Source organism: Micrococcus sp. R8502A1 (assembly GCF_006704135.1).
Classification (GTDB): Bacteria; Actinomycetota; Actinomycetes; order Actinomycetales; family Micrococcaceae; genus Micrococcus; species Micrococcus luteus.
In genome coordinates this window covers 1-19,703 of sequence record NZ_VIGS01000044.1, presented here as the reverse complement: position 1 = coordinate 19,703, position 19,703 = coordinate 1, and the positions used below count along the sequence as shown (strand labels likewise).

At 74.2% G+C, this 19,703-nt stretch carries 17 protein-coding genes; 7 read left to right on the top strand and 10 right to left on the bottom strand.

The window, feature by feature from the left end; all coding sequences use genetic code 11:
* Positions 1–154: 154 nt before the first annotated feature.
* Entirely contained in the window at positions 155–964 is an 810-nt protein-coding gene (locus FLM69_RS08695) for a CoA pyrophosphatase (protein ID WP_141843899.1), read from the bottom strand.
* Between the two features lie 36 nt (positions 965–1,000).
* On the opposite strand from FLM69_RS08695, the gene FLM69_RS08690 reads away from it, so the two are divergent.
* Complete coding sequence (locus tag FLM69_RS08690; protein WP_141843897.1) at positions 1,001–2,215, top strand: NAD(P)-binding domain-containing protein; 1,215 nt, start codon at positions 1,001–1,003, stop codon at positions 2,213–2,215.
* Positions 2,216–2,236: 21 nt separating this feature from the next.
* Here FLM69_RS08690 and nth read toward each other — a convergent pair whose 3' ends face one another.
* Entirely contained in the window at positions 2,237–3,043 is an 807-nt protein-coding gene (gene nth / locus FLM69_RS08685) for an endonuclease III (RefSeq protein WP_061867655.1), read from the bottom strand.
* A 234-nt stretch (positions 3,044–3,277) separates the two neighbouring features.
* Here nth and acs point away from each other — a divergent pair, with 234 nt between their 5' ends.
* Positions 3,278–5,218 (top strand): acetate--CoA ligase, encoded by a 1,941-nt coding sequence (acs, locus tag FLM69_RS08680; protein ID WP_141843895.1) that lies wholly within the window; start codon positions 3,278–3,280, stop codon positions 5,216–5,218.
* 75 nt (positions 5,219–5,293) lie between these two features.
* Here acs and FLM69_RS08675 read toward each other — a convergent pair whose 3' ends face one another.
* The 4 genes from FLM69_RS08675 to FLM69_RS08660 form a co-directional block, all read right to left on the bottom strand.
* On the bottom strand, positions 5,294–5,776 hold the full coding sequence (locus tag FLM69_RS08675; RefSeq protein WP_141843893.1) for a GntR family transcriptional regulator: 483 nt from the start codon (positions 5,774–5,776) through the stop codon (positions 5,294–5,296).
* Positions 5,748–5,933 carry a methionine/alanine import family NSS transporter small subunit gene (locus tag FLM69_RS08670; protein WP_098094448.1) on the bottom strand — a complete coding sequence of 62 codons (186 nt, stop codon included), beginning with the start codon at positions 5,931–5,933 and terminating at the stop codon, positions 5,748–5,750. The genes FLM69_RS08675 and FLM69_RS08670 overlap by 29 nt, the downstream gene beginning before the upstream one ends.
* Before the next feature lie 3 nt (positions 5,934–5,936).
* The gene (locus tag FLM69_RS08665) at positions 5,937–7,580 is read right to left on the bottom strand and encodes a sodium-dependent transporter (protein ID WP_141843891.1); all 1,644 of its coding nucleotides are present in this window, start codon (positions 7,578–7,580) and stop codon (positions 5,937–5,939) included.
* Between the two features lie 119 nt (positions 7,581–7,699).
* Positions 7,700–9,079 carry a MarP family serine protease gene (locus FLM69_RS08660; RefSeq protein ID WP_141843889.1) on the bottom strand — a complete coding sequence of 460 codons (1,380 nt, stop codon included), beginning with the start codon at positions 9,077–9,079 and terminating at the stop codon, positions 7,700–7,702.
* Positions 9,080–9,253: 174 nt separating this feature from the next.
* On the opposite strand from FLM69_RS08660, the gene FLM69_RS08655 reads away from it, so the two are divergent.
* Complete coding sequence (locus tag FLM69_RS08655) at positions 9,254–9,931, top strand: Crp/Fnr family transcriptional regulator (protein ID WP_002854021.1); 678 nt, start codon at positions 9,254–9,256, stop codon at positions 9,929–9,931.
* A 35-nt stretch (positions 9,932–9,966) separates the two neighbouring features.
* Here FLM69_RS08655 and FLM69_RS08650 read toward each other — a convergent pair whose 3' ends face one another.
* Genes FLM69_RS08650 through FLM69_RS08640 form a run of 3 tightly spaced genes read right to left on the bottom strand, consistent with a single transcriptional unit; the run spans position 9,967 to position 11,523 of the window.
* Entirely contained in the window at positions 9,967–10,869 is a 903-nt protein-coding gene (locus FLM69_RS08650; RefSeq protein ID WP_126860676.1) for an NUDIX hydrolase, read from the bottom strand.
* On the bottom strand, positions 10,859–11,359 hold the full coding sequence (locus FLM69_RS08645; protein ID WP_020628330.1) for a RidA family protein: 501 nt from the start codon (positions 11,357–11,359) through the stop codon (positions 10,859–10,861). The genes FLM69_RS08650 and FLM69_RS08645 overlap by 11 nt, the downstream gene beginning before the upstream one ends.
* Complete coding sequence (locus FLM69_RS08640) at positions 11,356–11,523, bottom strand: DUF4177 domain-containing protein (protein WP_010080276.1); 168 nt, start codon at positions 11,521–11,523, stop codon at positions 11,356–11,358. Before FLM69_RS08640 ends, FLM69_RS08645 begins: the two co-directional genes overlap by 4 nt.
* A 68-nt stretch (positions 11,524–11,591) precedes the next feature.
* Here FLM69_RS08640 and FLM69_RS08635 point away from each other — a divergent pair, with 68 nt between their 5' ends.
* The 4 genes from FLM69_RS08635 to FLM69_RS08620 are packed head-to-tail and all read left to right on the top strand — an operon-like array spanning position 11,592 to position 18,491.
* Entirely contained in the window at positions 11,592–13,775 is a 2,184-nt protein-coding gene (locus tag FLM69_RS08635; RefSeq protein ID WP_141843887.1) for a transglycosylase domain-containing protein, read from the top strand.
* 5 nt (positions 13,776–13,780) lie between these two features.
* Positions 13,781–14,749, top strand: coding sequence for a metallophosphoesterase (locus tag FLM69_RS08630; protein ID WP_141843885.1), 969 nt, complete (start codon positions 13,781–13,783; stop codon positions 14,747–14,749).
* A 41-nt stretch (positions 14,750–14,790) separates the two neighbouring features.
* Positions 14,791–16,629, top strand: coding sequence for an ABC transporter ATP-binding protein (locus FLM69_RS08625; protein ID WP_141843883.1), 1,839 nt, complete (start codon positions 14,791–14,793; stop codon positions 16,627–16,629).
* Positions 16,626–18,491, top strand: coding sequence for an ABC transporter ATP-binding protein (locus tag FLM69_RS08620; RefSeq protein ID WP_141843881.1), 1,866 nt, complete (start codon positions 16,626–16,628; stop codon positions 18,489–18,491). Before FLM69_RS08625 ends, FLM69_RS08620 begins: the two co-directional genes overlap by 4 nt.
* A 74-nt stretch (positions 18,492–18,565) precedes the next feature.
* On the opposite strand, the gene FLM69_RS08615 is transcribed toward FLM69_RS08620, so the two are convergent.
* Positions 18,566–19,576: a hypothetical protein gene (locus FLM69_RS08615; RefSeq protein ID WP_141843879.1), complete on the bottom strand. Its 1,011-nt coding sequence runs from the start codon at positions 19,574–19,576 to the stop codon at positions 18,566–18,568.
* Between the last annotated feature and the right edge of the window lie 127 nt (positions 19,577–19,703).

Below are 19,703 nucleotides of genomic sequence, written 5' to 3'. Positions count from 1 at the left end.
TCCAAGGAAGAAGCGGCCAGAGAGGGGGGAGCCCCGTCTGGGGGCCCGGGGGTGGGGAAAAGGAGACGGGGGGCCCCGCCCCCCCGGCCCCGCCGCTGGGGACACGGGCCCGCCCTCCGGCGCCTGTGCAGGAGCGGACGGCGGCGCGCAGCCGTCAGTCGCGCAGGATCCGGTGGGTCCGCGCGTCGCGCACGCGGGAGTCGTCCCACGGCACGTCCCAGCCCAGCAGCGCCAACACACGGTCCAGCAGCGCCGCCGTGAACCCCCACACCAGGCGCTCGCCCACGAGGAAGCCCGGCGTCTCGCCGCGGCGGCCGCCGGGCCGGGCCACGCGGCACCGGTTCGCGGGGTCCACCAGGTCCGCGACCGGCATCCGGAACACGGCCGCGGCCTCGGCCTGGTCGACCACCGCCACGCCACTGGGGTCCCGCCACCACCCGAGCACCGGGTGCACCACGTGCCCGGAGACCACCACGGGCACCGCCGGCAGCACGCCCAGGACCTCCACGCCGGCCGGGTCCAAGCCGGTCTCCTCCTGCGCCTCGCGCAGGGCCGTGGCCACGACGTCGGCGTCCTCGGGGTCGACGCGACCGCCGGGGAACGCGATCTGCCCGGCGTGCTGGCGCAGGGTGGCGGCGCGCTGGGTCAGCAGCACGTCCACGTGCGGGTGCACGCGCTCGGCGTCGTGACGGGCGGGGACGTCGTCGAGGGCGCCGAACAGGATCAGCACGGCGGAGGGGCGCGGATCGCCGGACCGGGGCCAGTCGAAGCCCCACATCGGCACGGCCTCGGGCGGGATGGTGGTGAGCGAGGCCGGGTCGTGGTGACCGGGCGCGTCCGCAGGGGCCGTGCCCCAGCGGGCCACGAGGTCCGCCAGCTGGTCCCGCGCACCCGTCAGCGACGCCTCGGACGTCCCGACGGCGTCGCGGGAGGTCGGGCGGGGGCTCGCGGGGGTCTCAGGCATGGCCCCCACGCTAGCCGCCGGTCGTAGCCTCGGGGCATGACGGCTCCCCTGACCTCGCCCCCGGCGGCCACCGCGTCCCCGGATCCGGTGGACGTCGCGGTGATCGGCGCCGGCCAGGCCGGACTGGCGGTCGGCTACTTCCTGGCGCGGGCCGCGCGGGCCGCGCGGGACGTCGACCGCGGGCGCCGGCCGGGCCCGCCGCCGTCGTTCGTCCTGCTCGACGCGTCCGCCCACCCCGGCGGCGCGTGGCCGCACCACTGGGACTCCCTGCGCCTGTTCTCCCCCGCCGAGCACTCCTCCCTGCCGGGCCGACCCATGCCGCCGTCGCCCGGCCCCGGCACCCCGGACGCCGGGCATGTCGTCGCGTACCTGGCCGACTACGAGGACCGCTACGGCCTGCCGGTGCGCCGGGGCGTGCGTGTCGCGGAGGTGACGCACGACGCCGCCGCGTCCCCGCCGTTCACCCTGCGGCTCGAGGACGGCACGGCCCTGAGCGCCCGCGCGGTGGTCTCCGCGACCGGCTCGTTCACCCGCCCGTTCGTGCCGGCTCTCCCGGGCGCCGACCGCTTCGGCGGCACGCAGCGGCACTCCGCCGCGTACCGCTCCCCCGACGCGTTCGCCGGGCGGCGCGTCCTCGTGGTGGGCGGCGGCAACTCGGGCGCTCAGATCGCGGCTGACCTGCTGCTGGCGGGTGTCGCCACCACGTGGGCCACCCGGCGTCCGCCCCGGTTCATGCCGGACGACGTGGACGGGCGGGTGCTCTTCGACCGGGCCTCGGCGCGCGTGCTGGGCCGCTCCGAGGCGCGCGTGGGCGACCTCGGGGACATCGTCATGGTGCCCTCGGTGATCCGCGCCCGCGACGAGGCCGGGCTCCACGCGGTCCCCGCGCCCACCGCGCTCACGCCGGACGGCGTCCGCTGGGACCACGACGCCGGCGCGAGCCACGGCTGGCCCGCCGCCAGCCGCGCCGCGGCCCGGGTGCGCGGCACCGAGCACCCGGTGGACGACGTCGTCTGGTGCACGGGCTTCCGGGCGGACCTGCGCCACCTGCGGAGCCTCGAGCTGACCCGCCGCCCCTCCGGGGCGCCGGCGACGGAGCGTGCGCTGCCGACCGCCTCGGTGGACGTGCCGGGGCTGCACCTGCTCGGCTACGACGACTGGTGCGGGGCCGCCTCGGCCACGCTCGCGGGCGTGGGGGTGCACGCGCGCCGGGCCGTCGACGCGATCCTCGCGGGCCTCACCGCGGGCTGAGCGGGTGGACCAGCCGGGCGGTCAGGCCTCCAGTCCGTGGCCGAGCGCGCGCAGCTCGCGGCGCGTCCGCCCCGCGCGCAGGAGCTCGAGCAGCTCCTCCCGGCCGGGCTTGAGCTCGTAGGCGAGCAGGGCGCGCGCCCGCTCGGGGTCGGTCTCCCCCTCGCCGTAGGACGGGCACCAGCGGGCGATCGGGCACGCCCCGCACGCCGGGCGGCGCGCGTGGCACACGCGGCGGCCGTGGAAGATCAGCCGGTGGGAGAGCATCGTCCAGTCACGGCGCGGGAACAGGGCGCCCACGGCGTGCTCGACCTTCACCGGGTCGGTCTCGTCCGTGAACCCCAGGCGTCGGGCCAGCCGGCCGACGTGCGTGTCCACCGTGATCCCGGGCTGGCCGAAGGCGTTGCCGAGCACCACGAACGCGGTCTTGCGCCCCACCCCGGGCAGCGCCACGAGGTCCTCGAGACGGGCGGGGACCTCGCCGTCGTGCCGGGCCACGAGCTCCTGGGACAGCCGCAGGATCGCCGAGGCCTTGTTCCGGTAGAACCCCGTGGAGCGCACGAGCTCCTGCAGCTCGGGCTCGGTGGCCGCCGCCATCGCGTGGGCATCCGGGAAGCGGGCGAACAGCGCCGGCGTGGCCGCGTTGACGCGCACGTCGGTGGTCTGGGCGGACAGCACCGTGGCCACGAGCAGCTCGAACGGCGTCTCGAAGTCCAGCTCGGCGACGGCGTACGGGTACGTCTCGGCCAGGATCCGGTCGATCCGCCGCGCCCGGCGCACCAGGGCCAGCCGGGTCTCCCCGGTCGGCGTGCCCGTCGACTCCGTCTCCATCCGCGCGTCCTCCCGCCCTCGTGCGATCCGCTCAGGTCCGACCATCCTAGGGAGCGGGGCACATGCCGACGTCCGCACCGCGTCCGGCCCCCGCTTCCGGGTGCGATGCGACACACAGGACCTGAGGATTTGTGGCGACGACGCCGCGCGCGGCATGCTGAGGCGGGAGACTAGTGTGGGACGCGTCACATCCGTGCCGCGCACCGACCGCACCACCCCGAAAGGACCCCGTCGATGGACGAGCAGATCCCCACGTTCCCGCCCCCGACCGAGTTCGCCGCCCAGGCGGTGGCCGGAGCCGACCTCTACGAGGAGGCCGCCGAGGACCGCCTGGCCTACTGGGCCCGCCGCGCCCGCGAGATCCTGCACTGGGAGCAGGACTTCACCGACGTCCTGGACTGGTCCGACGCGCCCTTCGCGAAGTGGTTCGTCGGCGGCACCACCAACGCCGCGTACAACGCCCTGGACCGCCACGTCGAGGCCGGCCACGGCGACCGCGTGGCCATCCACTTCGAGGGCGAGCCCGGCGACACCCGGACCTACACCTACGCCGACCTGGCCGCCGAGGTCCGGCGCGCCGCCAACGCGTTCGAGTCCCTCGGCGTGACCAAGGGCGACCGCGTGGCCGTCTACCTGCCGATGATCCCCGAGGCCGTCATCACGATGCTCGCGTGCGCGCGCATCGGCGCGGTCCACTCCGTGGTCTTCGGCGGCTTCTCCTCCGACGCCCTGCGCTCCCGCGTGGACGACGCCGAGGCCAAGCTCGTCGTCACGGCGGACGGCTCCTTCCGCCGCGGCAAGCCCTCCATGCTCAAGCCCGCCGTGGACCAGGCCCTCTCCGCGCCCGGCCACACCGCCGAGCACGTGCTCGTGGTCCGCCGCAACGAGGCCGAGGTCGAGATGACCGAGGGCCGCGACCTGTGGTGGCACGACGTCGTGGACGGCCAGTCCGACGAGCACGAGCTCGTGTGGCACGACGCCGAGCACCCGCTCTACATCCTGTACACCTCCGGCACCACCGGGAAGCCGAAGGGCATCCTGCACACCACCGGCGGCTACCTCGTGCAGGCCGCGGTCACCCACCACGACACCTTCGACCTGCACCCGGAGTCGGACGTCTTCTGGTGCACCGCCGACGTCGGCTGGGTCACCGGGCACTCCTACGTCGCCTATGCGCCGCTGGTCAACGGCGCCGCCCAGGTGATCTACGAGGGCACCCCGGACTCCCCGCACCAGGGCCGCTGGTGGGAGATCGTGCAGAAGTACGGCGTGAGCATCCTCTACACGGCGCCGACGGCGATCCGCACGTTCATGAAGTGGGGCCGGCACATCCCGGACGAGTACGACCTCTCCAGCCTGCGCGTGCTCGGCTCCGTGGGCGAGGCCATCAACCCGGAGGCCTGGCGCTGGTACCACGAGGTCATCGGCGCCGGCCGCTGCCCCATCGTGGACACCTGGTGGCAGACCGAGACGGGCGCCCACATGCTCACCCCGCTGCCCGGCGTGACCACCCTCAAGCCCGGTTCCGCCCAGAGGCCGGTGCCCGGCGTCGTGCTGGAGGTCGTGGACGAGCTCGGCGAGCCCATGACGGACACGAGCGCGGGCTTCCTCGTGGTGCGCGAGCCGTGGCCGTCCATGCTGCGCGGCATCTGGGGCGACCGGGAGCGCTTCAAGGAGACCTACTGGTCCCGCTTCCCCGGCATGTACTTCGCCGGCGACGGCGCCCGCTACGACGAGGACGGCGACATCTGGCTGCTGGGCCGCGTGGACGACGTCATGAACGTCTCCGGCCACCGCCTGTCCACCACCGAGATCGAGTCCTCCCTCGTGGCGCACCCGTCCGTGGCCGAGTCCGCGGTGGTCGGTGCGAAGGACGAGACCACGGGTGAGGCGGTCGTCGCGTTCGTCCTGCTCACCGCGGTCGCCGTCGCGGCCGACCGCGACGTCGCCGAGGTCGAGGAGGAGCTGCGGCAGCACGTGGGCAAGGACATCGGCCCCATCGCCAAGCCCAAGCGCGTGCTCGTGGTCCCCGAGCTGCCCAAGACGCGCTCCGGCAAGATCATGCGCCGTCTGCTCAAGGACGTGGCCGAGGGCCGCGACCCGGGCGACTCCACCACGCTGGCCGACCCCACGGTCATGCAGCGCATCGTGGAGACGCTCGCCCCGAAGGCCTGAGCCGGCACGACGACGCCGCCCCGGACCGCACGCTGCGTGCGGTCCGGGGCGGCGTCGTCGGTGGGCGGGCCCGGCTCAGGCGCGGGCGGCCGCGTCCCGGCGGACCAGCTCCACGGCCTCGTCGGGCGTGTAGCCGAGGCGCTCGAGCAGGGTGTCGAGACAGCGGCGCACGGCCTGGTGCGCGGCGTCGGCGCGGGCGTCCGCCGAGGCGGCCACGAACGTGCCCGCGCGCCCCCGGGTGCGGATGGTGCCGTGCGCCTCGAGCTCCTTGTAGGCCCGGGCCACGGTGCCCGGCGCCACGCCGAGCTCGGCGGCGAGCGCGCGCACGGGCGGCAGTCGGTCCCCGTGGGCGAGGGATCCGGAGGCGACGCCGGCCAGGACCGCGTCCACGATCTGCCGGTAGGGCGGGGCCGGCAGGCTCCCGTCCACCGCCACGACCGGCAGGGAGGCGGAGACCACGCCCGCGGCCCCGCCGGCGACCGGGGCTGCGGACGGGGCCGCCGCGGACGGACCGGTGACCCTCATCGTCTCACCGGTGCTGCGCGTCGAGACGGCCATCCTCGCGCTCCCACACGGCGGGGGCCAGGTCGTCCTCGATGGCGAGGTCGCCCGAGGAGTCGTCCGGGTGGCGGAGCAGGTGGATGGCGGAGACCGCGAGGCCGCCCCACACCAGGAGGATGGCCAGGGACATCATGACGATCGCTGCGGTGCTCATCGGTCAGAGCTCCTTCCGGGTGGCGGCCGCGGGCACCACCGGCAGGGCGCCGGTGGGGACGGTGCCCTCGGGCACGGCGTTGTGCGGGATGAGGTCGCCGTGGATCTCGCTGTCCAGGTCCTCCGCGTAGAGGTTGGACTTGCGGGACCACGGGATCAGGGAGAGCAGGACGGCCAGGGCGACGGAGCCGAGCGCGATGCCCCAGCCGAAGACGCCGAGGAAGTCGCCCGGGTAGCCCTCATAGCCCTCCGCGATCACCTTCATGATCCAGGAGAGCCAGATGTAGGCGAGCACGATCGGCATGAGCACGCCGATCAGCAGCACGTACCCGCGGCCGACCTTGAAGGAGGAGACGGCGTTGAGGTGCGCCGTGATGCGGCGGGCCGAGCCCAGTGCGCCGGTGACCAGGAGCACCGACAGGAGCGCCGCGCCCACGATGCCGAAGTTGTTGGCGAACGCGTCCATGGTGTCGAGCATCTGCAGGCCCGTGGTGGTGGAGAACAGGGCGAGGGAGACCACCCCGGACAGGCCGATCACGACGATCGTGGCCGTCCAGCGGCCCCAGCCGAGCTTGTCCTTCACGGCGGAGATGACGACCTCGAGGATCGAGATCAGCGAGGTGAAGCCGGCGACCACGAGCGAGCCGAAGAACAGCACGCCGATCAGGGCGCCGAGCGGGGCCTGCGAGATCAGGGCGGGGAAGGCGATGAACGCCAGGCCGATGCCGCTGCCGGCCACCTCGGACACGGACACGCCGGAGGCCTGCGCCATGAAGCCCAGGGCGGAGAACACGCCGATGCCGGCCAGGATCTCGAAGCCCGAGTTGGAGAAGCCGACGACCAGGCCGGAGCCGGTGAGGTTCGTGCGGCGGTTGAGGTAGGAGGCGTAGGTGATCATGATGCCGAAGCCGACGGACAGCGAGAAGAAGATCTGACCGTAGGCGGCGATCCAGACGCCCGGGTCCGCGAGCGCGGCCCAGTTCGGCGTGAACAGCGCGTCCAGGCCCTGGGCGGCGCCCGGCAGGGTGAGGGCGATGCCGACGAGGACCAGGAACATCACGATGAGCAGCGGGATGCCGACCATCGAGGCCAGGGCCACGCCCCGGCGCACGCCGAAGCCCATGATGAGCAGCGTGATCACCCAGACGGCGAGCATGGGCCAGAAGACGCCCGAGACGAAGTCGAAGGACGGGGACGGGTCGTCGGCGACCCGCAGGTGGTCGCCCATGAGGAAGGTCTCCGGGTCCTCGCCCCACCGCTGGTCCACGGAGAACCAGGTGTACATGATCGCCCAGCCGATGATCGCGGCGTAGTAGATCCCGATGACGACGCAGATGAGCACCTGCCACCAGCCGACGGCCTCGGTCCACCGGGACAGGCGCCGGAACGCCAGCGGCGCGGAGCCGCGGAAGCGGTGGCCGATCGCGTAGTCGAAGAACAGCAGCGGGATGCCCGCGGTGAGCAGCGCGATCAGGTAGGGGATGACGAACGCGCCGCCGCCGTTCTCATAGGCGACGTAGGGGAAGCGCCAGATGTTGCCGAGGCCCACGGCGGAGCCGATGGCCGCCAGGATGAAGGCCCACCGGCCGGTGAACTCCTCCCGGGTGCGCTTCGGCGCCGTGGCGGGCGCGGAGACGGTGCTGGACATGCAGGACCTCCGAGGGTCGGGGAAACTCGAGTGTGACGGGGGCCACAATAGTCGACGCGGGCCGTTGTCGGACAGTCCGGTCCGGAATGCGGGCGTCAGGCGCGTGGCGCGGCGCCGGCTCAGCCGCCCGGGACGCAGTCCCCCGAGGGGACCGTGGCCGTCATCCCCGGGGCCGCGGCGACGACGGGGGCGATGGTGTCCGCCGTCAGGGCGTAGCCGACGGCGTCCGAGCCCGGGGCCCGGGCGAACACCAGACCGGCCAGGTTCCCGGCGGCGTCCACCACCGGGCCGCCCGAGTAGCCGTGGCGGATGTCCGCCGCGAGGGTGTAGACGTCCACCATGCTCGCGGCACCGGTCAGGACGTCGCCGAGCGGCACCTCGCCGACGGCCTGCACGGTCGCGGGGGTGGAGGCGAACGGGCCGCCGTCGGGATAGCCCAGGACGGAGGCCGACGCGCCGCCCGTCAGCTCGGCGCCGACCGGCATGACGGGCAGGTTCGCGTCGTCGACCGCCAGGACGGCGAGGTCGTGCGCCGTGTCCAGGTGGACGATCCGCGCCGCGTGCACGCCGCGGGCGCGGTCCGTCACGGTGGGGGCGTCCACGCCGAGGACCACGTGCGCGTTCGTGAGCACGCGGTCCGGGGCCACGGCCACGCCCGAGCCGCTCTGCACCTGGTTGCACTGCGCGGCCGTCCCGGTCAGCCGGACGACGGCGGCCGACGCCGAGGAGGCGGCGGGAGTCGAGGGGGCGGCCGTCGACGTCGACGAGGCGGGGGCGGTCGTCGTGGCCGACGGCGCGGCGGCCGTGGACGACGACGCCGCGGCGGCGTCGTCGGGCTCCTCGGGGGTCGCCGAGGCGGACGGGGCGGACGTCGCGGTGTCGGACGGGGAGGAGGCGGCCGAGGGCAGACCCGGCGTCGCGGCCGGGGCCGGGGCGGCGCGGACGCCGTCGTCGGACTCCGGGACGGGGGCGGGCAGCTCGAGCTCCGGCAGCACGTCCAGGTCGGCGACGGCGGAGCGCGAGCGGGCGGCCCAGGCCAGGAGCGAGTCGGGCATCACGGTGTCCAGCGCCGTGATCACCTGCGAGCGGTTCACCTCACGGGTGACCGCGGTGGAGCCGGAGGCCGCGATGGAGAACGCCACGAGCCAGAGGACGAGGGCGCCCGCGAGACCGGCGGCGAGCGCGCCGAGCAGGCGGTCGACGAGTCGCAGGGCCGGCAGGTTCACGCGCAGCCGGATCGCCTCGCCGATGGCGGCGCCCACGTACTGGCCCGCCGCCACGAGCAGGACGAGGGTGGCGATCAGCGCGGCCCACCGCCACTGCGGCGCGGTGACGAACTCCGCCACCTCCGGCAGGGCGTAGAACGCGATCGCGGCACCGCCGACCAGGCCGACGAGGTTGCCCAGCACCACCCACAGGCCGCGACGGTGGCCCTGGACCAGGAGCATCGCCAGCGCGACGATGAGCAGGACGTCCAGCCACGTCAGACCCAGCGGCATGGGCGACCTCCTTCGGATGCGACGGCACCGGCCACGCACGGGGACCGCCCGCGCGCCCGGTGGAGGATCCAGGGTATCGGCCCGCACGGGGGTATGGGGCACAATGGACGCCAGTGAACCGGGCGGCTCCTCCGCCGCGGTGTGAGGAACTGCCCACAGAGAGGACACGCACACATGGATCTCGAGGTTCTGCGGAAGGCTCCGCTGTTCACCAACCTGGACGACGAGGTGTTCGCCATCCTCACCTCGGAGCTGACCGAGGTGGAGCTCTCCCGCGGCGCGTCCGCGTTCCACGAGGGCGACCAGGGCGATCAGCTGTACGTGATCATGTCCGGCAAGATCAAGCTCGGCCGCACCGCTTCGGACGGCCGCGAGAACCTCGTGGCCGTGCTCGGCCCCGGCGAGATCTTCGGCGAGATGGCCCTGTTCAACCCCGCCCCGCGCAACGCCACCGCCACCGCGGTGTCCGCCACGCGCCTGGCCGGTCTGCGCCATGAGAACCTGCGCCGCGCCATCGCCTCGTCGCCGGATGTGTCGGTCCAGCTGCTCCAGGCCCTGGCCCAGCGCCTGTCCAAGACCAACGAGTCCCTGGCGGACCTGGTGTTCTCGGACGTGCCGGGCCGCGTGGCCAAGGCGCTCCTGGACCTCGCGGACCGCTTCGGCCGGCCGGCCGCGGACGGCCTGCTGGTGGCGCACGACCTCACGCAGGAGGAGCTCGCCCAGCTGGTGGGCGCGTCCCGCGAGACCGTGAACAAGGCCCTGGCCGAGTTCGTCCAGCGCGGCTGGATCCGCCTGGAGAACCGCGCCGTGGTCATCCTGGACCTGCAGCGTCTGCGTCAGCGTTCGCGCTGACGCCCCCCGCCCTGCCGTGGAGCGGGCCACCCCGGTCAGTCCCGGGTGGCCCGCTCCACGCGCATCCGGGGGGTGCCGTCGTCGCCGGCCTCGGTGACCAGGTGGTATTCCGGCACGGGGCCGCGCCGGGCACAGGGCGTGACGGAGAGCAGGAAGGCGGCGGCCGTCCGGTGTGCCGCGACCCGACGCACGATCACCTGCGTCAGCGGGGTCGCCACCTGGTCGAAGGGTGCCGTGCCCTCCGCCCCGGCGGGTCCGGGCAGCCGCAGCGGGCCGGCGAGCGCGCGACGCGCGGACACCCACGCCTGAAGTTCGGGACCGGGTTCCTCGGATGCCGGCGCGGACTGCAGCGGTGGGGTCATCGTGGCGAACACGGCCGTGTCGAAGCGTCGGTGGACGTGGGGCGCGGATCGCCAGCGCATGACGGGGCGCAGCAGGTCGGCGCGCACCCCGAGGCCACGCGCGGCCAGCAGATGGGGCAGACTCTCCGAGCCCTCCTCGAGGGAGCTGCGGCCCCCGCCCCAGGTCTCGATGCGCGCCGTGGACACGACGTCCGTGTCGGAGCGACCGGCGAGGAGCACTCCGGCCTCGTCGTGGAGCTCACGGACGGCGGCCACCACGTGCTGCCGCGCACGCCGCCGGTCCGTGGTCCCGAACGTGCGGGCCCACTGGGAGGGCTCGGGCCCGTACCACGGGCAGGAGTCGGCGTCGGACTCGATGAGCGCGCCGCCGGGCAGACCCACGCGGCCGAGCGGGGTGCGTCCCGCGCGGTGACGGAGGAAGACCTCCGGGCCGTCGTCGCCGTCCCGCACGAGCACGACGGACGACCCGGGCCGGGCGGGGCGGACCTGGCGGAAGCGCCGGTCCAGCCACTGGCGGGTGAGGTCCTCCTCCTGCCCCGGGACCGGCAGCAGCAGGCCGGCCGGGTCAGCGGACACGGACGGTGATCTCCACCTCGACGGGAGCGTCCATGGGCAGCACGGCCACGCCGACGGCGGAGCGCGCGTGGCGGCCGGCCTCGCCGAAGATCTCGGCCAGCACGTCCGAGGCGCCGTTCACCACGCCGGGCTGACCGGTGAACGCGGGGTCGGAGGCCACGAAGCCGACGACCTTGACGACCTGGGCGACCCGGTCCAGGTCGCCCACCAGCTCGTGCACCGCGGCCACCGCGTTCACGGCGCATGCCCGCGCGAGCTCCTGGGCGCGTTCGGGGGTGACCTCCGCGCCCACCTTGCCGGTGGCGGGCAGGGCGCCGGCCACGAAGGGGAGCTGGCCGGAGGTCAGCACGAGGTCGCCGTCCCGCAGCGCCGGGACGTAGGAGCCGACCGGCGCCGCGACGGCGGGTCGGTCGATGCCGAGCTCCGCGAGGCGGGCCGCGACGGCGCCGTCGCCCCAGGTGGGGGCCGAGGACTGCTCCGTCACGTTCACGCCGCCTTCGGACGCTTGAGGTAGGCCACGGGGTTGTTCCCCTCGGGGCCCGGGATCACCGTGACGAGCTCCCAGCCGTCCTCGCCCCACTGGTCGAGGATCTGCTTGGTCGCGTGGATGAGGAGGGGGATCGTGGCGTACTCCCACTGCGTCTGCTGAGTCATGGGACCCACCCTAGCCACCGGCGCGGACCCCGGAAGAGGTCCCAGGTGCCCGCGCTACACTCGCGCCCATGGCCTCCCGCACGACCCGCTTCCCCGCGCCCTCGAGCGCCCTCGGCCGCCTCCTCGCCTTCGTGGGCCTCTCGGCGGTGGCCGGCCTGCTCGTGGCGGCCCTCCTGCTGCCCGTCGCGGGCCTGGCCGGTGTCGCCGCCGCGTCGGGCCGGGAGATGCTGGACGAGCTGCCGGACGAGCTGCCCACGGAGCCGGTCTCCGTGCCGTCGCGCATCCTCTCGGAGGACGGTGAGGAGATCGCCGTCTTCTACGAGGAGAACCGCACCCCGGTCCCGCTGGACGAGATCTCGGAGCACATGCAGCACGCGATCGTGGCCATCGAGGACGAGCGCTTCTACGATCACGACGGCGTGGACGCGCGCGGCCTCATCCGCGCTGCCGTGAACAACGCCACCTCCGACTCCACGCAGGGCGCCTCCACCCTCACCCAGCAGTTCGTGAACAACATGCTGGTGAACGTGCAGCAGATCCGCGGCGACTCCCGCCTCACCCTCTCCGGCTCCAAGAACATCGCGGACAAGGTCAAGGAGATCAAGCTCGCCGTCGCCGTCGAGGAGCAGATGTCGAAGGACGAGATCCTCGAGGGCTACCTCAACATCGTGCTGTTCTCCGGCCGCGCCTACGGGGTCGAGGCCGCCTCGCAGTACGTGTTCGGCAAGTCCGCCGCCGACCTGGAGAGCTGGGAGGCCGCCACGCTGGCCGGCATGGTCCAGTCCCCCACCCGGTTCAACCCGGCCCGCAATCCGGAGGAGGCCACGGAGCGGCGCAACCTCGTGCTGAACGCGATGAAGGACAACGGCTACCTCTCCCAGGAGGAGTACGACCACGCCGTCGCCCAGCCGATGGAGGTGGTGATGGAGTCCCGCCCCTCGGGCTGCCTCTACGCCAAGTTCGGCGCCTACTTCTGCGACTACGTGGAGCGGCAGATCCTTGCCGACCCCACGTTCGGCCCGGACGTCCAGTCCCGGCAGGCCCTGCTGGACCGCGGCGGACTCACCATCCGCACGACGATCGACTCGACGCTCCAGAAGGAGACCGAGAAGAACCTGCGCGCCTCCGTGCCCAACAACGAGTCGCTGGGCGCCGGCCACGCGCTCACCTCGGTGGAGGCCGGCACCGGCAACATCCGCACCATGGCCCAGAACACCGAGTACGCCATCCAGGACGAGCTCGGCCACACCTCGCTGAACTTCAACGTGGACAAGCAGTGGGGCGGCGGCCAGGGCTTCCAGGCCGGCTCCACGCTCAAGCCCTTCGTGGCCCTGACCTGGCTGCGCAACGGCAACCGCCTGGTCGACTCCGTGGACGCCTCCCGGAACGTCTACCCCACGGGCACGCGCTTCGCGGCCTCGTGCCGCCCGGGCGGCTACACCACGGTCGGCGGCACCTGGCAGTTCAAGAACGTGATCCCCGACATGCTGCGGCAGGTGCGCGTGGACGAGGGCCTCTTCTGGTCGGTGAACACGCCGACCGTCGCCACCGCGTACCAGCTGGATCTGTGCGACATCACGAGCCTCACCACCCAGCTGGGCATCACCCGCGCCCTGGACAGCTCCCCGCTGCAGCCGGACGACCCGTCCTTCCTGCTCGGCAAGGACTCGGTGGCACCGCTCTCTCTGGCCGGCGCGTACGCCGCCATCGCCGCGAACGGCCTGTACTGCGAGCCGCGCGCCATCCTGGAGGTCACGGACACCGCCGGCAACCAGTACGACGTCGCCGACCCGCAGTGCGATCAGGTCATCGACCCGGACCACGTCCGGGAGCTGATGCCGGTCCTGCGCCACATCGGCGGCTTCAACATCGCCGAGGAGGGCGCCGGCTACGAGTTCGGCGGCAAGACGGGCACGAACGACAACGTGTCCTCCACGTGGTTCGTCGGATTCACCAGCAACCTGGCCACCGCCGTGTGGACCGGCCGCTACAACAACCTGAAGTCCATGACGGGCGAGACCGTCAACGGCGAGGTCCGCAACCCGTTCTACTCGACCTCCATCAACGGCCCGTCCTGGCTCGAGTACAACCAGTTGGCCAAGGAGAAGTTCCCGCCGGGTGAACTGCCCGAGTGGGACGGCCCGCAGTCGGAGGACCCGGGCGAGGCCGGCGAGCACCCGGACGGACGCCAGTTCACCATCGACGACCTGGACCGGGGCGGGCCGCAGCCCCAGGCGGTCCCGGGCTTCTGACCGCGATGCGCCCCGCCGCCTCCCCCGCCCGGCGCATGTTCCGCGCCGCAGCGCCTGCCGTCGCCGGGCTGGCCGCGACGGCGGGCCTCGGCCTGGCCTGGGGCCTCGCCGAGGCCGAGGCCCGGACGGTGCGCACGCACCGACTGGCCGTGCTGCCGGCCGGGTCGGCGCCGCTGCGGGTGCTGCACCTCTCGGACATCCACCTGCTGCCCCGGCACCGGGCCAAGCGGGCGTGGCTGCGCGGATTGGATGCACTCGAGCCGGACCTCGTGGTCAACACGGGTGACAACGTGTCCGCCGCGGCGTCGGTGCCGCTCGTGCTCGACGCGCTCGGGCCGCTGCTGGCGCGGCCCGGCGTGTTCGTGCCCGGCTCCAACGACTACTACGCGCCCAAGGCGGCCAACCCCCTCCGGTACTTCGCGGGCCCCTCGCGCATGGACGCGGACCGGCCCCGGCTTCCCTCCGACGTCCTGTTCGGCGCGTTCCGCGCCGCCGGCTGGGCCGACCTGACGAACCGGGGCGCCGCTCTGGCCGTGCCGACCCGCGCCGGGACCACGCTCGAGGTCCTCGCCGCCGGCACCGACGACCCGCACCTCGGTCTGGACGCCTGGGCCGGCTTCCCCGGCGCCGCACCCGACGACGGCGCCGGGCGGCCCGGCGGCGACGGGCGGTTCCGGCTGGGCGTCACCCACGCCCCGTACCGCCGCGTGCTGGACGCCATGACCGCCGACGGCGCCGACCTGCTGCTCGCCGGCCACACCCACGGCGGGCAGGTGTGCGCGCCGTTCCTCGGCGCGCTCGTCACCAACTGCGACCTGCCGCGCCGACAGGCCTCCGGGGTCTCGACGTGGACGGCCGCGGGGCGGACCGTCCCCCTCGAGGTGTCAGCCGGCCTGGGGACCGCGCCGTCCGCGCCCGTGCGGTTCGCGTGCCGGCCCGAGGCCGTGGTGCTGGACCTGGTCCCGCGGGGCTGAGCCGCCTGCCCCGTCCGGGGCCGCGGGTACAGTGGAACCCCGTGACCCGCACCACCTCTCCCGACGCCTCGTCCCTGCGTGACGCCCTGGGCGGGATCGCACCGTACCTCGAGGGCGTGCGGGCGCGCTGGGTGCTCGGGCTCGCCTCGGCCATGGCGGCGGGCCTCGTGGCCCTGGCCATCCCGCAGGTCATCCACCTGCTCGTGGACACCGTGTTCACGGAGACCGTGCTCGCCCGGCCCTCCTCCCCCGACTCCCGCGCGGACGTGTGGCGGGCCGCCGGCCTGCTCACCGTGCTCGGCCTCGCCGAGGCCGCGTTCATCGGCCTGCGCCGGTACTTCATCCTCCCGCCGGCCGCCGGGGTGGAGAACCGGGCGCGCATCGCCCTGTTCGAACGGCTCCAGCGCCTGCCGGTGGCGTTCCACGACGCATGGCCCTCGGGGCAGCTGCTCTCCCGGGCCCAGGGCGACCTCTCGCTGCTGCGGCGGTGGATCGCATTCGGCTCAGTCATGCTCGTGGTGGACGTGGTGACCATCACCGTCGGCCTCGTCCTGCTGTTCCTGCTGTCCTGGCAGCTGGCCCTGCTCTACCTCGCCGCGGCCGTGCCGATCATGTGGGCGTCGTTCGGGTTCCGCAACGACTTCCGCGCCGCGTCCCGGCTCTCCCAGGACCAGGCCGGGGACCTCGCCACGTCCGTCGAGGAGTCGGTGCACGGCATCCGCGTCCTCAAGGCGTTCGGCCGCGGCGCGCACGCCCTCGACGGCTTCCGCGGGCGCGCCCGCACGCTGCAGGGCACCGAGGTGCACAAGGCGTCCGTGCTGGCTCGGTTCATCGCGCTCATCGTGGCCCTGCCGGAGACGGTGCTGGGCCTGGGCCTCGCCCTGGGCCTGTGGCTTGTGGCGACCGGGGAGCTGACGGTGGGCGCGCTCGCCGCCTACTTCGCCACCGCGGCCGTGCTGGCCGGGCCGGTCGAGTCGGTGGGCCAGCTGATGGGCATGACCCTCTCGGCCCGCACGGCGATCGACCGCCACGTGGACGTCCTCGCCACGCCCGTGGACATCGCCTCGCCCACCGGGGAGGCCGCCGTCGTGCCCCCGGCCACCGGCGCGCTCGCGTTCCGCGGGGTGCGCTTCCGCTGGCCGGACGCGGACCCGGGGCGCGGGGAGCGCGACCTGCTCGACGGCGTCGACCTCGAGCTGGTGCCCGGCGAGACGATGGCCCTGGTCGGCGCGACCGGCGCCGGCAAGTCGACGCTGCTGCAGCTGGTCCCCCGGCTGCTCGACGTCACGGCGGGCTCCGTCTGCGTGGACGGGGTGGACGTGCGCCGGATGCCGCTCGAGGAGCTGCGCCGGCGGGTGTCCGTGGCGTTCGAGGACGCCACGCTGTTCTCCGCGACCATCCGGCAGAACGTGCTGCTCGGCGCCCCGGCGGACGTGCTCGCGGACGGCCTCCACTCCCCCGCGGCGGACGCCCTGCTCGACCTCGCGCTCGAGACCGCGCAGGCGGGCTTCGTGGCGGAACTGGCGGACGGCGTCGAGACCGAGATCGGCGAGGAGGGCCTCAGCCTCTCCGGCGGACAGCGCCAGCGGATCGCCCTCGCCCGCGCGATCGCGGCGCGCCCGGACGTGCTCGTGCTGGACGACCCCCTCTCCGCCCTCGACGTGCGCACCGAGGAGGCCGTGACCGCGCGCCTGCGCGAGGTCCTCGACGGGACGACCACCCTGATCGTGGCGCATCGTCCCTCCACCGTGGCCCTGGCGGACCGGGTCGCGGTGCTGGCGGACGGGCGGATCGAGGACGTGGGGACGCACCCCGAACTGCTGGCCCGCAGCGCCGTGTACCGGCACATCATCTCGAGCCGACCGGAGGAGCAGGCATGAGCGCCGCCGACGTGAGCCGCGTGCGCGGCGTGGGGGACGAAGAGGACCTCGACTACACCCGCGCGGAGCGCCGCCACATCCGGCGCCGGTCCTTCCGGCTGCTCGGCGAGCTCGCGCGGCCGGTCCGGGGGACGCTGCTGCTCACCGCGGTCTTCGTGCTCGTGTCCAACGCGGCGCGGGCGGCCGGGCCGCTGATCATCGCCTGGGCGATCGACGCGGAGCTGCCGCGCGTCGTCGAGGCCGTGCGGGCCGGCGAGTCCGTCTGGCCCATCCTCGTCCCCGTGGGCGGGGCGTACGTGGCGGCGGCCCTCGTCTCCGGCGGCCTCCTGGGGGCGTACACGTGGCTCACCGCGAGGGCGAGCCAGGCCATGCTGCTGAGCCTGCGGCTGCGCGTGTTCCGGCACACGCAGCGGCTGAGCCTCGGCTTCCACGAGCGGTACACGTCCGGGCGGGTGATCTCGCGGCAGACCTCGGACCTGGAGGCGCTGCGGGAGCTGCTGGACCAGGGCGTGTCCTCGCTCGTGTCCGGGCTGATGTTCATGTCGTTCACCGCGGCGTCCATCCTGCTGCTGGACCCGCCGTCGTTCCTCGTGCTGCTGGGTGCGGCCGTGCCGGTGGCGATCGTGACGCGCTGGTACCAGGTGCGGTCCGAGGAGGCGTACCGGCGGTCGCGGGTGTCCTCGGCGCGGTCGATCGTGCACTTCGTGGAGACCATGACCGGCATCCGCGCGGTCCAGGCCTTCCGGCGGGAACGGGACAACGACGCGCGGTACCGCGACTTGGCCACGGCCTACCGGGACGACATGGTGGCCACGCTCAACCTGTTCGGCATCCTGCAGCCGGTGCTCGTGGCGACGGGCAACCTGACGGTGGCGGCGCTGCTCGTGACCGGGGGCCTGCGCGTGCTCGACGGCGACCTCGAGGTGGGGGTGCTCGTGGCGCTCCTGCTGGCCGGGCGGCGCGTGTTCCAGCCCATGGAGATGGTGGCGATGTTCTACTCGTCGCTGCAGTCCGCGACGGCGGCGCTCGAGAAGGTCTCCGGCCTGCTCGAGGAGGAGCCCACCGTGGTGGAGGCCGCCGAGCCAACGCCGCTGCCCGGGGCCGACGCACCGGGGACGGGCGTGGCGTCCGGGCGGGTGGAGTTCCGGGACGCGGTGTTCAGCTACGGGCCGGACCGGGTGGTGCTGCCGGAGTTCGACCTCGTGATCCCGGCCGGGCAGACCGTGGCCGTGGTGGGCCAGACGGGTGCGGGCAAGTCGACGCTGGCCAAGCTCATCGCCCGGTTCTACGACGCCTCTGCCGGCTCGCTGACGCTGGACGGGGTGGAGCTGCGCGAGCTCAGCCAGGCGGATCTGCGGCGCAACGTGGTGATGGTGACCCAGGAGGCGTTCCTGTTCTCCGGGTCGATCGCGGAGAACATCGCCCTCGGCCGGCCCGACGCCACCGAGGCCGAGATCCAGGCGGCCGCCCGGGCGGTGGGGGCGCACGACTTCATCCTGGGGCTGCCCGAGGGCTACGCGACCGACGTCGCCAAGCGCGGCGGGCGGCTGAGCGCGGGACAGCGGCAGCTCGTGTCGTTCGCGCGGGCGTTCCTCGCGGACCCCGCCGTGCTGATCCTGGACGAGGCGACGTCGTCGCTGGACCTACCGAGCGAGCGGCTCGTGCAGGCCGGGCTGGAGCGGCTGCTGGGAAACCGGACGGCGCTGATCATCGCCCACCGGCTCAGCACCGTCGAGACCGCCGACCGGGTGCTCGTGATGCACGACGGCCGGATCGTCGAGGACGGCAGCCCCGCCGAGCTCGTGGCGGCCGACGGCCGGTTCGCGGCGCTGCACCGGTCCTGGGAGGACTCGCTCGCCTGATGGGCCCCGGCCCGGGCACTTTCGAACGTAAGAGAGGGCCTATCCCACGTTCGAAAGTGCCCATTCGCCCGATTTCACGTTCGAAAGTTCTGCGGGGCGGGGCCGGAGGTGGTGGGGGTCGCCCGCACGGCCCGGTCGTGGCGGACGACGGCGGCCACCACGGTTCGGAAGTCCTCGGCCAGGTCGGCGCCCATCACCGTGATGGACAGGTGGCCGGCCTCCTGCCAGAGACGGTCCCGCCGTGCGTCGCGTCGCTGCTGCTCCGGCGTGCGGTGGTGGCCGCCGTCGTAGTGGAGGGCCACGCGGGACCGTTCGACCACCATGTCCGCGTCGGTCCGCTCCCCTGCCGGTGAGACCAGCTGCGCCTGGAGGCGCGGCTCGGGGAGCCCGGCGTCGAGGAGCGCCAGCCGCAGCCGCGTCTCCGGAGGCGAGTCCGCCCCCACCCGGATCAGCGCCAGCGCAGCCCGGGCCACCCGCACGCCCTTGAACCGGCCCGCCCGCTCCAGCGCCGCGGAGAGCCGCGACGCCGTCGTGCGCGGCGGGAGTCGGGTCCCGTCGGCCCACGGACGGTTCACCAGCGCGTCCCCCGCGACGACGGCGTCCGCCACCTGATCCGGCCGCAGCAGGGAGCAGAGGTCCACCCACGTCCGCTCGAGCGAGGTGACCGGGACCCCGTGCACCTCCACGCGGTCCTCGGCCGGCACCGTGCGTCCGTGGCAGGCGACGCCCGCGCGCCCTGTCCGACCCGTGCGGTGCGGCCGGCTCACGTGCACCCGCATGTCCTCCTCGACCCACCACGGCAGGACGAGCCCGTGCAGCCGCGCCGCCGTCAGATGCGAGGTGACCCCACGGGTCAGAGCCACCACGACGGCGGCCTCCTCCGGCGGCAGGGCCGCCACGGGGCGGGGGTATCCGAGCGCGTCCCACGACCCCGGCACGTCGACGACCGCGCGGTGTGCCCCGTGGGTGACCTGGCGCAGGTCGAGGCTGCGCAGCCGGTCGGAGGAGAGGCGGTCCAGGGCTTCGCGCCGGGTGAAGACGCGGCCGGCGAGGGCCGGCGGAAGGGGTGCGGGGCGGCGGGGCATGCGGCCAGGATGCGGGCGCCGTCGTCGTGGGCGGGCGTCCGGCCCCCTCCTGTGCGGCCGTCTCTTATGCACATCTCCGAGCCCACGAGACGGAGCTACCTCTCGTATGGCGGCCTCTGCTTGGAAA